We start from the raw sequence: 14,385 nt of genomic DNA, 5'->3' as shown, positions 1-14,385 counted from the left end.
ATTATTTAGGAGTGCTAATGGGTTTACTCTCAGAAAGATTACTAACAGCGCGTTGCAGCGTTGCCAAAGCGCGATTGTAATTCAAAATTGCATTAAGCCGATTCACCTGCGCTCGTGTCAAGTCGTTTTCAGCACTAATCACGTCTAGTTGAGTACCAACTCCTCCCTGAAAGCGCACGCGGGCAGTTTCTAAACCCAATTGAGCCTGTTGTAGTGCTGCGGAAGCAGTTTGAATGCTGCGAGCATTTGCTTGAAGGTTTTTATATCCCTGTTCGACTTGAAAACGGATCTGGTTGCGAGTTTGAGCAAAACGAGTTTCAGCGATCGCCCGATTACTTGACTCCTGTGCCGCGCCAAATCTAGCCGATCCACCATCAAAAAAATTCCATCGCAGTCTGGCTCCTGCGGCATATCCATCTTGTAAATCAAATTCGTCGCTTAAGTCATCCAATACTTGATAGTTGGCAAACAAACTAATTTGCGGTCTTGCCTCAGCTAAGGCGACTCGACGCTGCTGCTCGGCAATTCTACGTTGTGCCAACTGCTGTTGCAGCTCTACTCTATTTTTATACGCCAGGACAATACTTTCTTCCAGCGAGAGTTTCCATTCCTCTGCTTGCCGCACTGGATCGGCAGCACTTACATCTACTGTCTCACTCAAACTCAACAATTGCACCAATTGGCGACGGGCAATATCTTGCTGGCTTTGAGCGTCGATAAGTTCCTGTTCTGCATTGCCAAGCTGCACCCTAGCTCTAACAATATCAAATTGAGCTACTAACCCACCTTCTTCTAACGCAATGGCATCCTGCAAGCTTCTTTGGGCATTATTGACCGCAGCCTGGGAAATCCGTACCTGTTCGTCTGCTTCTTGCAAATCGTAGTAAGTATTTGTAACATCTAAACGAGTTTGTTCGTTTAGTCGCTCTACGTCCAACCGATCAAAGCGCACCTGCTCCTGGGCAGCCCCGATTCTGCCAGATCGCCTACCGAAGGTGAAAATGTCATAGCCAACTTCTAAGGTTCCGCCTAAAGGAGTTTCAGAGGAAGACTCTTCACCGTCATCGAGATCGTCCAGTTTATCGCTAGCATTTTGTTCGTGGGAAAATTCTACTTCGCCGCTTAAAGTAGGTAATTGAGCTGCCCGCGCTTGGTTTAGGGCAGCTTGACTGCGCTGCAAGGTTTGTTTTGCTACCTGAAGTTCTCGATTGTTCCTTTGTGCCAGCGCGATTGCCTGTTGCAAAGTAATTGGTTGTGCTTGCTGCAATCGGACTTGTTCTGGACGGGTAGGGAGATCGAGCGGATTGGGGTTGGGATTAAGCGAGTCTGGCGACTGGCTTTCTGAGGGAGTTGGGGATACAGGCTTAGTTTGGGCGCTGGTTGATTGAATCTGGCTAAGAAAGACAACAGTACTAACACCCGTTACAGTCATAAGACAAACCATCTGCGTAAATTTTCTACTAGCTTGAAGTTTCTGTCTGATGGGCAACGGAATCATTGTGAAATGCACTTCGATTTTCAAGTTCAGAGGTGACTGGAAAGCACTAAGTCTCAAGTATTTCACACAGATATGAAATCTGGATGAAATTTACCCATCGTCTAATTAATTCTTCAAATTTGTAGATATTTGTGACATAGTATTGAGTTTTGATCGATTGCCTAGCTTTTTTAAATATCGTTTTCAGTCCATAAACTTGCCTTATTTCAAACTTAAATTTTCTTCAACCATAATTCTGCATATTACTAAATAAATAATTTTCTTTAACAGTCCAAAATTTCATCCTAATTTCATAGTCATTGGTTTACCTTAGCATTAGGTTTACATAACCAAAATGAGTCTAAGTATGAATTAATTTATCCGATCCTTAGTAAGAGTAGAGTCGAAATGATTAAAACACTAATTTATGCTGCGGCATTTAGTTTGACAGCCGCAGCGACAGTTCCATCTGTCTATGCAATTCCTGCAACAGATACGATGAAAGTCCCTCATATTGTTAGCTCCGTTCAATTTCCTCAATCTAAAGCATCAATCGTCAGGCACACTTTTCGATTACAAATTCCCCCAAATAGCAGATCTCTTTCCCAACTAACGATTGACGTACCTACTGGTTTAAAGGTAAAGAATAAGATCGATGTTTCCGATCGGTCAGGTCGTCAAATTGACACTAACACCTCGGTTGAGGGTAGTAAAATCACGTTGGCGTTTCCCACACCTATCCCTCCTGGAGACGAACTCAAAATCGCCATGAGAGATGTAAAAATTTCAGGAATTACCAATGCTTGGCTGTACAGAGTTTACGCTAAACTTGATGGAGTTGATACAGATATCCCTATCGGCTTTGCTCGCTTTCGTGTTTATGTACGGTAATAGTTGATATTTCACTTCAATTTCATTTGAGCCTGTCAAGATAGTAAATACAAGCTCAATCGAGATATTTTCTTTCATACATAAGGATGTCAAGGGTATGGCTGGCACTTGAGTAACTACTCATTTACAAGTGAAGCGATTCAATAACTTGAACTTGTTCGCAAAAAAATATCTCAGTCTAATCAGTTGAAAAATTTAAAGAGTTGGTTAGATAAGATTTTTGAGCTGTCTAACTAAAGATTAGTAGTGCAATCGATTTACGTTTTTGATTTGGAGGGTTTACAATGAAAACATTTTTGCTCGGTACTGCATTCATCCTAACGCTCGCATCTTTTGGTTCTGCTGCTTATGCAAACCCCAACAATTCCGGCAGCAAAGAAGGCTGTCAAGCGACACCGATCTCAGAACCTTCTGGCGGAGCTAGTAGACAACGACTTGCAAACGAACAAAAGTGCCATGCAGGAGTTGTAGGAGATCGGCAGTCTACAGAGGCATCTAACACAAAAGGTTGTAAACTTCCCATAGCAAGACCATCAGGCGGACCTTCAAGGGAAAGACTTGCAGCTCTACAGAAGTGCTATTCAGGTGTTCGATAATCAGGGCAACAGTTTAGACAACACGTAGCTGGAGCCACAAATTGCACTGTCGAGGTTGGAATTAAACTTATACAGTACTAGTTTTCCCCTTCACTTCACAAAGCTTGAATTGTGGCTCTATCTACTTACTACTTAAGGATAAAAGTAGCTCTGTCTAGAAGCTTATTCAATGCCTAGAAAAAGCTAACTTTTTTGCAATTACTAGCAAAATGCAAGTAATTGCATCGAGTTGGTGTCGTTTCAAATAGCAAAGCAAAATCAATCCAGGAGTCTGTGCTATGAAATTTACAATACTTGGCGGTCTGTCAGTTTTACTATTTTCTATTGCAAATGTACCTACATTAGGAGTTGAGACAGCAGCAGCGGCAGATCGAGAAAACAGTACTGCTGTTAGATATCAACTGCGTCCCTTCAATCTAGTTTATTTGGCTTATCAAGGTTACTTCCGAGACCAAGGTATTCCTGGCTACAGTGCGTTCCTTGCAGCTTACGAATCGGGGAGAGTCAGTGCTGAAGAACTCGTGCAAAGTGCAGTTAAAAAGAACAAACTTTCCCCTGAAACTGCAAGCGATCGAGGCTACCTCAGAGCTGTGAAGTCTCAGATAGAGAGTTTGAGAAAAGATTAACAATCGCACTGTCCTTGCCCGCTCGTAAAGAGACGAGCAAGGACAAATCTTAGAACTAAGTTCTAAAACCTGAAGGTCGTTCGTATAGTGCCAACATAGATGTTGCTGTTATCATTATTGTGTTCTGGATTGAAAATGACGATCGCGCCAGGAGTGACCTCAATATTATCTGTAATCGGAAAGCGGTAGAGTGCCTCTAGGTGATAGGAAGTATCGCGATCGCGACGACCGCCAAAATCATTACTAGCCGATCTGGGTGGCATACCAAAGATCAGACCGAGTACGCTGCCTTCTTTACCCAAATCTTGTACGGCTAAGGTTGCTGCCCAATTCCAAATTTCAGCAGTTTGGGAAGGGCTGTTTTCATTGAGAGCGACAGTGTAACCGCCCCAACCCGAAATTGTGATTCTTTCACCTAGCTTGAGGCTGGCTTGGGCGGCATAGTGATTGGCTGAAGTTGCAGCACTATCGAAGGGATTGTTAGCAAAGTTACTGCCAATACCTCCCGAAACACTAATACTGTTGTTAGTAGTAACGCTATCGGTCGCGGCATTATCGTAGCTATGAGCGTAGGTCAGTCCTAAATTTAAGGCATCAGAGGGACGAAAAGCTAGTTGAGCGATCGCCGCATAATCCCCGTTGAAAAGTCCAAAACTGTTACCAGGGTTATTAGAATTCGGTGCTTTATAGCCCAGAGATAGACCGATACGACCTTTAGGGTTAATGTTGACAGTTAAAGCAGAACCCGCAGTCCCCTGCTGGCGATAGATCGGGTTAAAGCGCCCAAAGTTAGAGATGGCTCCATTACCGCTGCTTTCAAACACGGGGTTGAAAGTGTAAATATTGTCAAAGAAGTCAGAGTTGGCAAAGTCAACTTTGACATCAGCAATGTCACCCACGGGAAACTTGTACCAAAAGTCGTCGAGAACAACATCATTGCTATCACTGCCATCGAACGATAGGCGTGTCATAGCAGTACCCGTATCACCAGAAGCGCCAGGAGTTCCAGTTCTCGTAAACGGGGTGATGTTACGAGCTTGCAGCCGAGTTCTCAACTGATCTTTTCCAGTAAAACTGGTGTTGAAATTAAGCCGAACGCGGTCAGCCAAGATAGTATTGATATCTAAATCTCCTCTAGAACCGTCTGCTTCACCGCTACGAACAGCTCGCTCGTCACCGAAGACATCGGCTACAGCAGCAACTACTTCTCCAGTTAGAGTGGTGGTAGTAGAAAACTGATTGGCTTCTAATTCAGCCGTCTGAGCTTCCAAAGCATCAACTCGTCCGCGTAGCGTAGCAAGTTCGGCAGAGAATTCCTCTTGCAACCGTTGTAAAGTTGCTAGGTCTTCTTTTGTAACTGCATCAGCAGTAGCAGTAGCAATTAGTTCGTTAACTCTGTCCAAACAAGCATTTAAACCAGCAGCAAATTCATAACGAGTCAAAGCGCGGTTGCCACGATAAGTTCCATCGGGATAACCAGCAATACAGCCATATCGTTCTACCAATGACTGTAACGCTTGAAACGCCCAATCGGTAGGTTGAACGTCGGATAGCTGAGAAACAGAGGTGACTTGAGCTAGAGCATCTGTGGTTTGACTGTTTTGGCTGATTCCATCAATGCTGGTTTCATCTAGCTGTGGAGTAACTGGTTGTAATGTTGAATTAGATTGGCTTAGTTGTGCAATTTTTTGCTCTGAGGGATTTATAACTAACTCCGATACCGGAGCTTCAGCAGCTTGAGTGCGGACTGTCAAGAATAAGGCAGTACCTACAAGCGTAACTGGACACAATCCCAAAGCAATCCACAAGAACTTTGTCATAGTTTTCGCTCACACCTATTTTGTTGTTTTGACAGAAATGCCCAACTTATTCAGCAAATAGCGTCATGTTTGTCGCTACTACCTGCTTATTATTTCAGACGAAGATGAAATTCGGATGAAATCCTTTTTAGGATTGAGTGCTGAGAAGGAAGCTACAGTTCTCTTTGATAATTTCCACTAGCAGGGCTTTCAGAAAATATTATAGAAACCTTACTCTAATATCAAAAATTAATTTTTTTAAACTCGTGTTTAAGATAGTTGACAGAGAAATAGGAATACTTGCATTGCTAGCTGATACAATCTCTCCTTTTACTCACCTTATATTTCAGTGTAACTATTACATTAGTCAATTTAACTTGGAAGCATGAAATTCTATTTTTACAACAGGGTCGATTGAAAAGCCATTAGAAAAAAATCTAAACTATGCAAGTAGAAGTAAGTAAAATACTGAGATTTATTAATTGTAATATTAATTGTAAGTAGTTACCTCTTAGCTGAAAATGCGAACGGAGGTAAACTTTCAATAGTAGACTTGCCAAAGCAAATACTTTGTAATTCAAGTAGTGAATCAACTTTGCCCAGAAGGATATGATATTTCATCCCAATTTCATCTAGTTCTGTCAATCTATTCTTAGTAGATAATTTGATTGACAGTTAAGCAGAGGAAAAACCTACTCACAATAGCGTAAAGATTAATTTTATGAGAATACTACTAGTTGAGGATGAACCAGACTTAGGAGCTGCAATCAAGCGAACTTTAGACCAAGAGAAGTACGTGGTTGACTTGGTTCTAAATGGCACTGAAGCCTGGGAATATTTGGAAAACCAGCACGCGCAGTATAGCATGGCGATCTTGGACTGGTCGTTACCTGGATTGTCAGGAATAGACCTTTGCAAGCGGTTGAGGAGACAAAACAGCCCTCTACCAGTGTTAATACTAACAGCTAGAGATAGTATCGAAGATAGGGTGACTGGTTTGGATGCGGGGGCTGATGACTATCTAGTCAAACCGTTTAGCATGGCAGAACTACTAGCAAGGGTGAGGGCGCTCCAACGGCGATCGCCTCAGATTCAACCCCAAAAACTCCAGGCAGGCAATTTAATTTTGGATTACGCAACCCGAAGTGTTTATCTGGTCGAACAAAGTGGCAAGCGGCAGTTAGTGCCACTAACGAAAAAGGAATTTCAGCTATTAGAGTATTTTATGACAAATCCGAACCGGATTGTTAGCAGCGAGCAGATTCGCAATCAGCTTTGGGAAGTGAATGCGGATACGACTAGCAATGTTGTAGCTGCTCAAATTCGCTTGCTCAGACGACAACTTGCAGTCATAGGCAGTGCTTATGCAATCGAAACAGTTCCTGGCAGGGGCTATCGCCTCAATATTCCCGATGCAGCAAAATAAACTTTTTACTCGGACTCGCTGGCAATTAGTCGCTTGGTATGCAGCCATCATGGGCTTTACTTTAGGTCTACTTGGTTTTGGAGTTTACCAAGCAATTATTCACGCTCACTGGCGCACTCTAGACCGAGAGCTAGAGATTGTGGCTGGAACGCTACACGACTCGATTGAAAAAACTTTGATACAACCTGGGCAATTGGAACAGGCAACCAAGCAGCTCTTGCCACAACAAATGCCGCAATTGGAAAACCGTCACATCCTTGGAGCCATTCACCGAGACGAATACTACATCAGGTTCTTAGACCGTTCTGGACAGGCGATCGCTGCGTTCGGTTCTCAACCAAATGGATTGCCGCTTACCCCTGGAGAGGCGGCGTGGCAAACTCTTGTCGATGCTAGGGGAAATCGATATCACCAAATATCTTTATCATTACACACTCAAGACAATCGCCCTTGGGGATACATGCAGATGGGGCGAAGTCTTAAGGATGTTGACGATTACCTAGCTAATGTGAAATTAGTTTTGCTAGTGGGATTACCAATCGCTATGGCTATGGTGGCAGTTTCCAGCTGGTGGCTAGCAGGGTTAGCAATGCGACCAATTTACCGCTCGTACAGACAAGTCCAACAGTTTACAGCTGATGCAGCTCACGAATTGAGAACGCCTTTAGCTGCACTAGGAGCAACTGTCGAATCAGCTCTGCGATCGCCCGATCTGTCTAAAGCAGAAGCATATGATATTTTACAAACTTTAAATCGCCAAAATCAGCGGCTAACAACGTTAGTTGCCGATCTACTTTTGCTATCTCGCATGGAGCGGCGACCGTTACCAGCGCGACATCAGCTTTGTTGCTTAAACGATATTATCGGCGATTTAGTAGAAGAATTAACATCCTTGGCTCTTGATGCCGGAGTAACGTTGACATCTGACATCCGCGTAAAAGGTTTGTTGCGCGTCTTTGGGGATGAAGAGCAACTGTATCGCTTATTTACAAATTTAATGGTTAATGCTATTCAATACACGCCGTCAGGCGGTCGCGTAACTGTAATTCTAGATCGTAGCGGTCACTCCGCGCTGATTCGAGTGCGAGATACGGGCATTGGCATTGCACCTGAACAACAACAACGAATTTTCGATCGCTTTTATCGCGTCAGTAGCGATCGCTCCAGAGCATCAGGTGGATCTGGACTGGGGTTAGCAATCGCAATGGCGATCGTTCAAGCGCATGATGGTAGTTTAGAGGTGCAGAGCGAATTAGGTAAAGGCAGCACTTTTAGCGTGCGATTATCCTTGGAAACTACACCACCTCCAGATACTAGAGCGGTTGAAGGATAGTCTTAGTTAGAAGATCGATCCTGAATTATTTCGTTGGCAGACCGGACTGTGATTTCATCATAATTTCATCAGGTAGAAGTTAATGTCGTGGCAGTGTTTTGAGAGTGAGGAGTCACGACCGACGTGAAAAAAGCATATTTTCTGTCATGCAGCACCAGTCTACTTGTAGCGATCGCCTATTGCCTGCCAGCTGTTGCTGGAACTGAGTTTTCTCCCTATACCCTATCTTCCAAATCTTCTAACAACTTAATAGCTCAGGAAGTTTCAATTACCTCCGTCTCCCAGCTATCCGACGTTCAACCTACTGATTGGTCATTTCAAGCATTGCAGTCATTGGTAGAACGATACGGCTGCATTGCAGGTTATCCCGACAGTACCTATCGCGGCAATCGGGCATTGACCAGATATGAATTTGCTGCTGGATTGAATGCGTGCCTGGAACGAGTCAACGAGCTGATCTCGACTGCAACGACCGACCTAGTTACCAAAGAAGATTTAACCACTCTGCAAAGGCTCCAAGCTGATTTTGCGACTGAACTTAGTACCCTGCGAGGTCGGGTGGATGCACTGGAAGCAGCTACAGCCCAACTGGAAGCGAATCAGTTTTCTACTACGACTAAACTCAACGGGCAAGTGATTTTTGCTCTGAGTGGAGCTGTTGGGAAAGACAAAGCCGTTTCTTCTGGCGTGTCGGCAGGTTCGGCTGGCAGGGTGGATGAAAATTTCACCCTCAGCAATCGGGTGGTGTTAGATTTCGAGACCAGTTTTACTGGAAAAGATACGCTGACTGTCTCGCTTTATGCCAACAACTTTCCCGATTTTAGAGACGCAACGGGTACTAACATGGGACGACTCGTGTACGAGCGAGATACCGTTGGTTCTACCGAAAATGACTTAGGAGTGTTTTATCTTGCCTACGAATTTCCTATAGGCGATCGCCTGACGGTTCTTGTCGAACCCTACGGTGGTGTTTTAGGCGATTTTGTCGATCTCATCAATCCCTATTTTGGAGATGTAAAGGATGGTGCTATTTCTGCATTTGGCTACCGTAGTCCCATCTACTCGCAAGTTGGATATGGTTCAGGGGCAGGTCTAAGTTATGAATTTAGCGATGCAGTCAACCTATCCTTAGCCTATTTAGCCAGTGAAGCCGAAAATCCCACATCTGGGTTGACTGGTGGTCCCTTCGTAGCATTAGCCCAGCTGACTCTGAAGCCTACTAAAACTATCGATCTAGGTTTAACCTACGTGCGTTCTTACAACGGTCTTGATGCAGGCGTTGCAGGAGTTGGGAGTACGTACTCCAACCGACCCATTCGATGGAGAAAGTTACACGTCAGATTCTTATGGCTTAGCAGCAAATTTCCAAATCAACTCCAAGTTAGCATTGGGCGGTTGGGCTGGCTACACGCGAGCTGAAGCTGTCTCAAGAGTTAATGATGGAGCTAATGCTTCTATCTTTTACTATGCAGTGACTCTAGCTTTTCCAGATCTCTTTCAAGAAGGTAACTTGGGTGGTATTGTGGTTGGCTTACCACCTAAAGTGACTAGTAATGATATTGATGACCGTGAAGATAGAGATTCCTCTTTGCACCTAGAAGCTTTCTATCGCTTTCAAGTTACCAAAAATATTGGCATTACTCCAGGAGTGCTGGTCATTACCAATCCAGAACACAATAAAGATAACGACACGATTTACGTAGGAACAATTAGAACTACGTTTTCTTTCTAAACCCGATCTAGGAGTTTTTTTACAAAAGGGAATATTTAGTGCTTGAAGAATGACTGAGGGGAGAAGGATCGGTCGAACCTCAGTTGAGTTGGTTAGTAAGAATTCAGCCGCGCTCTTGTCTGGTAACACCGCGCGTTACTGCTTTCGTCCTACTGTCACCTCTAGCAGGAGCGATCGCCGATTGCTTGGATCGCAAGCGGATTACGATCGCAACTCATTTAGCGCGAATGCTGTTCGTTAGCTTACTACCATTCGTTACAGCAGTGTGGAAGTATACTTGCTGATTTTTGCGCTCAATGTCTTCAATACCTTCTTTACACCGACATATAAGGCTACAATACCCCAAGTCACGGGACAAAATGACTATCTGCAAGCGATCGCTCTTTCCAGCGTCACTTACCAATCGTTAAGCGTATTGGGTTCAGGTTTTGCCGGAGCTGTCGCCGCTTTTATCGGTGCAAGACAAATTTTCTTCTTAGATGCTATGAGCTTCGTAGTTGCGGCTATTTTAACCTTCAGCATACCAGAACAGCTCAGAGTTGTTTCTAGCCAACCAGTGGTTAGGACAACAGGCAGAACATGGCAAGATAGCACAGCTCGTCGCTACAGCGCACGTTACGCCGTGTGGCTTACAGTTTCAATGTTGTACTCATACTCCGGTCAATCCCGATCTAGTTGCGGTGCTGGTTGCTGCCCGACACTAGCACTGCCGATCGCCTGCCAGCGTTCGAGATCGCTGCCAGTGATGCCAGTAGCATAGAGGATTTTGCCTGTAGTTACATTTACTCGCATCAGTTCGCCCCGTCCGTCCTTAGCAATAACAGAAAAGATATTGGCTTGACGATTGAGCAGCAGTTGATAATTTTCTCCTTCTGCCATCTCAATCCCAGTGTCAAGCTCTTGGGTCTGTTGGTGATTTTTCAATGTTAGAAAACACTGGATCAGAGTTGGGGCAGTTGCAGCCGCTAGAGTCAGTTGGATTGGGTCGGTGGGACTGGCGGTGAGTGCATTAGGGGGTAGTGTTTGGGGCTGCTCTAACTCTGTATCAGTCGATTGGCTTGTACTAGTTTGGCGCTTTTGTTCTAAGTTTTTGGAACGAGTGGCGCTCTGCTCCATCGCTTCTAAGTAACGGTTTCTTTTCACATGAATTTGCTCCAATACTTTTGGTAATATGATGTTGTAAAACTTCTGCCACTTCTCATCATTTAGCTGCCTTAACTCTTCGATAGGAATAGCAGATTCCACCTGAATGCCATGGCGATACCAAGCGTTCAATCCATCTTCTTTGAGAGCACTATCCAACATCCGTTCGACGAGTTTGAGTCCGGTTCGCGGTTGTTCCTGGTTGCATAAGTCTTTCACAAATTCTTTAACGCATAGAATTGCCATTTCTACGTGTTTTTTGTCTTGCCTTCCCTGCTGCGGTAAGCCACGTAAAGATTTTAATTTTCCTTCTAAACAAAGAATGGGATGAAGCACTTTGATGTTGACACCAGATAATTTAGACTCCCCAGGAAATGGAATGGCAGTACCCGTAATTTCAGAATCGTTTAAACCATATACTGACGCGAGAAAATCAATTCTGAGGTTAACGTCCTGGCGCTTGACTGTGACTATCCCAGAATTAGGACTGGGGTCGAAATCTCGGTTCAGTTTGGCTTCACCCTGTAAAGCTTCTTGACAGGTAAGGACTTCGATTTTACCACCATAAAAATCTAAGTCTTCACTGGCAAAGGGAAGCATCTGTTGCAATTGTGGAGAGCGATCGCGATACTTGGATGCCCACAAATTAATTGCTTGTCCTCCTACGACAACAGCATCTAATTCTGCTGCTTGTAGTTTGACAAAGATATCGTACAAATCTTCAGGAGTTAGTTTCTTCACCATAGCGAGAAGGGATGGATTCTTCCCATTTAATGTTTTCGGCTTGCAGGCTCCAATACTGGGGGTAGAGAGTCATATCTACTAACTTTTGTGCTTCTTCTGGTGGTATGTCGAGCAACTGCATTCTCGCCTCTATCTTTTCTCGAACTAGTTGCGCCATCTCTCTATCTTCGTACAAAGTTGTCAAGCCTGTTGCTTGGGTAGAATTGCCTGCTTGTTGGACACGGTATTGCTGTATGAGTTTAGCCAAAGGATGCTCTGGCGGTAATGCATCTGCAAAAGCAATGGCTGCATCAATACCTTCGGCATACAGAAGCGAAAAATTGGTAAGTAGATCTTGTTTGGTATAACCTTCAAGGAGTTTTGTTACTACCCACTCAACGCTAAAGTGAGTGCCTAAGATAAAAGGCTTGCCACCCAAGAAGTTTGGGTCAGAAACTATAAAATCTTCAAATAACTGACGCTGCTGGTAATCTTTTCTGTTAGATATCATAGTTACAGAACCAATTTAATTATTTGCCAACTCAGAAAACTAATGGAAATAGCATGTTCTTCACGAGCTAAATCATAAATTTAAAAAAAATAACTATAATTTCTACTCGTTTCATCACTATTTATTTAATCGGATTGTTTGTTAAATAGTTTGATGTATGAGAGAGATGCAAAACACTACGATTTTAAACTTATTGTAACTCGTGTCGTCTGTTAAGTTCTTGAGTTGATTGACGCTCCTCCAGTAGATCTGCAAATCATCTTTGTTTGTTCTGACACGCTCTTACGTTAAATCTTGTAAGGATAGCTTCATAAATGCTTTCTCCGATCGTAGACCTAAGCGTCGGAGCTGTCATCGAAACAGGAGGCAAACCAGCGCATCGTCCAAGTAAGCCCGACGGCTAGAAACTCGGCATTGAGGTATTGAAGATCGATAAAGATTCTATGGCGCTCCTCTCGCTCAAACATACCTATACTAAAAAATCTCTTTATAATTCAACTTGAATTATAAAGAGATGGTTTTATTCTGTGCAAAACTAAATATTGACTAATAATACGATGTAAACTGAAGCATAACGAGATTAAATCTCCTACAGTTGGTCAGTTTATCCTGAAATAACCTAGGTTTGATTTTGTTACCTATGTTCTTCTAAGACTTGAGTAGAAAAGCTCTTCATTTATCGTAATATAATAAATATCCAGGTCGGGATTTATAAAGATAAATTTACGATTGAAAAAATGAATCGTTTCAAACAACTAGATCTAGTAGTTAATTGGATGCTCAGCATTTTTTTTGTTTTACTAGCAGGGGCAAATTTTTTGTTCGAGCGGCAACTATTAGCTCTACTGTCACTCGTGCCAGCAGTTGGGCTTTTTCCACCTCTAAAATCTTCTCCAACGTTCAGACTAGTTATGCTAGTTATTGGAGTATTCGTAATGGTGCTTAGTTAGTTGTTTAAGTTCCGCACATTTTTGTACTAAATTCGCTCGCTAAGAATATCCAGGATCTATAGCAATCTCGATATAATTAACGACCCAATAAACTACATAGACTATTTCTAGATTTTCAGAAGAGCGGCTGAAAATCTAGAAATAGTCTATGGCATGAGTAGAACATCCCATACTAGCCGAGGTTGCGCTAGTTGTTTGAGTTGGTTTTTGGCATTATCTAGTTTGGTAAGCCAGGTAGGATCTTTGAGCTGATGCCACCAGCAATGTTCTAAGTATTCCAGCAACCAAAGTTGTTGTTGGAAGTCGAGCAATTCTGCTTCTTTGCCAATCGATAAAGCTGTCACGAGGTCTTTTGGAGGTAATTGGAGGTGGGAAAGGAGTTCGGGTGGAAGCGATCGCAGTTTTTGGTAATGATAGATAGCACGACCTGGGCTGCCGTTGGCAAGAGCAATTATTTCAGGACGAGCAATAATTTCTGTATATCCAACCTGGGAGAGAACTTGAAGGAGATCGGTATTCAGTAGAGGAAAAAATGGGATTTTCTGGCATCTACTGGTCACTGTAGGTAGTAGTTGCGCCGGATTGCTGCTAATGAGGATGAGAATGCCTGAAATTGGTTGCTCCAAAGTTTTGAGTAAAGCGTTGGCAGCAGCAGGGTAGATAGCATCAGCATGTTGGATAATTGCAACTTTGAATGAGGCATCGAGAGCCGAAGTAGACAAAAATTCAGAAACTTTTCTGATTTGGTCGATCCTGATAGCCGGAGGAGATTTGCCCAGTAGTTCGCCTTCTGTTACTCGTGTTGCGGTGATTAGTTCTCCTTGATGCACGTATGTTGGTTCTATCCAGAGAAGATCTGGATGATTTTGTGGGTTAGCAATACCCAGCCATTGGTTGATAAAAGCGATCGCACTGGAAGTTTTGCCAACACCATCTGGTCCAGCAAATAGATATGCTGGGGCGATGCGGTTGGAGTCGATCGCATTTTGTAGGGCAGAAAGAGCGATTTGTTGACCGACAATTCGATCGAAGGTAAATTGCTGGGTCTGTTGTGGCAGTTTGTTTTGTGGAGCCTGCCAGCTGGTATCGTCTATACATTGTTCCACCATGCATTTAGTTGCAGTGGTTTGCTCTATTTGTAGTAATTCTAGTTGAACGTCCATGTCTATATTATGAGA

General features: G+C 43.4%; 14 protein-coding genes. 9 read left to right on the top strand and 5 right to left on the bottom strand.

Annotated elements, in window-relative coordinates; translation table 11 throughout:
* Position 1: 1 nt before the first annotated feature.
* Positions 2 to 1,432, bottom strand: a complete 1,431-nt coding sequence (locus tag DSM107010_RS00975; protein WP_241994076.1) for a TolC family protein — start codon at positions 1,430 to 1,432, stop codon at positions 2 to 4.
* 453 nt (positions 1,433 to 1,885) lie between these two features.
* Here DSM107010_RS00975 and DSM107010_RS00970 point away from each other — a divergent pair, with 453 nt between their 5' ends.
* The 3 genes from DSM107010_RS00970 to DSM107010_RS00960 all read left to right on the top strand — a co-directional run bounded on the left by DSM107010_RS00970 (position 1,886) and on the right by DSM107010_RS00960 (position 3,590).
* Positions 1,886 to 2,368 (top strand): DUF2808 domain-containing protein, encoded by a 483-nt coding sequence (locus tag DSM107010_RS00970; protein ID WP_106169479.1) that lies wholly within the window; start codon positions 1,886 to 1,888, stop codon positions 2,366 to 2,368.
* Positions 2,369 to 2,652: 284 nt separating this feature from the next.
* Positions 2,653 to 2,964 carry a hypothetical protein gene (locus DSM107010_RS00965; RefSeq protein WP_106169480.1) on the top strand — a complete coding sequence of 104 codons (312 nt, stop codon included), beginning with the start codon at positions 2,653 to 2,655 and terminating at the stop codon, positions 2,962 to 2,964.
* A gap of 278 nt (positions 2,965 to 3,242) precedes the next feature.
* On the top strand, positions 3,243 to 3,590 hold the full coding sequence (locus tag DSM107010_RS00960; protein WP_106169481.1) for a hypothetical protein: 348 nt from the start codon (positions 3,243 to 3,245) through the stop codon (positions 3,588 to 3,590).
* A gap of 62 nt (positions 3,591 to 3,652) precedes the next feature.
* Here DSM107010_RS00960 and DSM107010_RS00955 read toward each other — a convergent pair whose 3' ends face one another.
* A complete protein-coding gene (locus DSM107010_RS00955) occupies positions 3,653 to 5,410 on the bottom strand; it encodes an iron uptake porin (protein WP_181246488.1) in 1,758 nt (585 codons plus the stop codon).
* Between the two features lie 700 nt (positions 5,411 to 6,110).
* Here DSM107010_RS00955 and rppA point away from each other — a divergent pair.
* The 6 genes from rppA (at position 6,111) to DSM107010_RS00935 (ending at position 10,640) form a co-directional block, all read left to right on the top strand.
* Positions 6,111 to 6,815, top strand: a complete 705-nt coding sequence (gene rppA, locus DSM107010_RS00950; RefSeq protein WP_106166556.1) for a two-component system response regulator RppA — start codon at positions 6,111 to 6,113, stop codon at positions 6,813 to 6,815.
* Positions 6,802 to 8,148, top strand: a complete 1,347-nt coding sequence (gene rppB, locus DSM107010_RS00945; protein WP_106166555.1) for a two-component system sensor histidine kinase RppB — start codon at positions 6,802 to 6,804, stop codon at positions 8,146 to 8,148. The genes rppA and rppB overlap by 14 nt, the downstream gene beginning before the upstream one ends.
* 123 nt (positions 8,149 to 8,271) lie before the next feature.
* The gene (locus DSM107010_RS00940) at positions 8,272 to 9,567 is read left to right on the top strand and encodes an iron uptake porin (RefSeq protein WP_422387872.1); all 1,296 of its coding nucleotides are present in this window, start codon (positions 8,272 to 8,274) and stop codon (positions 9,565 to 9,567) included.
* On the top strand, positions 9,518 to 9,880 hold the full coding sequence (locus DSM107010_RS41920) for an iron uptake porin (RefSeq protein ID WP_422387873.1): 363 nt from the start codon (positions 9,518 to 9,520) through the stop codon (positions 9,878 to 9,880). Before DSM107010_RS00940 ends, DSM107010_RS41920 begins: the two co-directional genes overlap by 50 nt.
* 83 nt (positions 9,881 to 9,963) lie before the next feature.
* Positions 9,964 to 10,164: a hypothetical protein gene (locus DSM107010_RS41020; protein ID WP_241994075.1), complete on the top strand. Its 201-nt coding sequence runs from the start codon at positions 9,964 to 9,966 to the stop codon at positions 10,162 to 10,164.
* A complete protein-coding gene (locus tag DSM107010_RS00935) occupies positions 10,146 to 10,640 on the top strand; it encodes an MFS transporter (protein ID WP_241994074.1) in 495 nt (164 codons plus the stop codon). Before DSM107010_RS41020 ends, DSM107010_RS00935 begins: the two co-directional genes overlap by 19 nt.
* Here DSM107010_RS00935 and DSM107010_RS00930 read toward each other — a convergent pair.
* The 3 genes from DSM107010_RS00930 to DSM107010_RS00920 form a co-directional block, all read right to left on the bottom strand.
* Entirely contained in the window at positions 10,541 to 11,767 is a 1,227-nt protein-coding gene (locus tag DSM107010_RS00930) for a hypothetical protein (RefSeq protein ID WP_106166553.1), read from the bottom strand. The two genes, DSM107010_RS00935 and DSM107010_RS00930, sit on opposite strands and share 100 nt — an antisense overlap.
* Positions 11,745 to 12,257, bottom strand: coding sequence for a DUF433 domain-containing protein (locus DSM107010_RS00925; protein ID WP_106166552.1), 513 nt, complete (start codon positions 12,255 to 12,257; stop codon positions 11,745 to 11,747). The genes DSM107010_RS00930 and DSM107010_RS00925 overlap by 23 nt, the downstream gene beginning before the upstream one ends.
* Positions 12,258 to 13,353: 1,096 nt before the next feature.
* Positions 13,354 to 14,370: an AAA family ATPase gene (locus DSM107010_RS00920; protein WP_106166550.1), complete on the bottom strand. Its 1,017-nt coding sequence runs from the start codon at positions 14,368 to 14,370 to the stop codon at positions 13,354 to 13,356.
* Positions 14,371 to 14,385: the final 15 nt, after the last annotated feature.

It is taken from the genome of Chroococcidiopsis cubana SAG 39.79, from assembly GCF_003991895.1.
Taxonomy (GTDB): domain Bacteria; phylum Cyanobacteriota; class Cyanobacteriia; order Cyanobacteriales; family Chroococcidiopsidaceae; genus Chroococcidiopsis; species Chroococcidiopsis thermalis.
This window is presented reverse-complemented; position numbering and strand designations above follow the sequence as displayed.

Coding starts and splice junctions, on each gene's coding strand:
- DSM107010_RS00930 (WP_106166553.1), bottom strand. CDS start 11,767: ATGGTGAAGAAACTAACTCCTGAAGATTTGTACGATATCTTTGTCAAA.
- DSM107010_RS00965 (WP_106169480.1), top strand. CDS start 2,653: ATGAAAACATTTTTGCTCGGTACTGCATTCATCCTAACGCTCGCATCT.
- rppB (WP_106166555.1), top strand. CDS start 6,802: ATGCAGCAAAATAAACTTTTTACTCGGACTCGCTGGCAATTAGTCGCT.
- DSM107010_RS00925 (WP_106166552.1), bottom strand. CDS start 12,257: ATGATATCTAACAGAAAAGATTACCAGCAGCGTCAGTTATTTGAAGAT.
- DSM107010_RS00975 (WP_241994076.1), bottom strand. CDS start 1,432: ATGACTGTAACGGGTGTTAGTACTGTTGTCTTTCTTAGCCAGATTCAA.
- DSM107010_RS00955 (WP_181246488.1), bottom strand. CDS start 5,410: ATGACAAAGTTCTTGTGGATTGCTTTGGGATTGTGTCCAGTTACGCTT.
- rppA (WP_106166556.1), top strand. CDS start 6,111: ATGAGAATACTACTAGTTGAGGATGAACCAGACTTAGGAGCTGCAATC.
- DSM107010_RS00960 (WP_106169481.1), top strand. CDS start 3,243: ATGAAATTTACAATACTTGGCGGTCTGTCAGTTTTACTATTTTCTATT.
- DSM107010_RS00920 (WP_106166550.1), bottom strand. CDS start 14,370: ATGGACGTTCAACTAGAATTACTACAAATAGAGCAAACCACTGCAACT.
- DSM107010_RS00970 (WP_106169479.1), top strand. CDS start 1,886: ATGATTAAAACACTAATTTATGCTGCGGCATTTAGTTTGACAGCCGCA.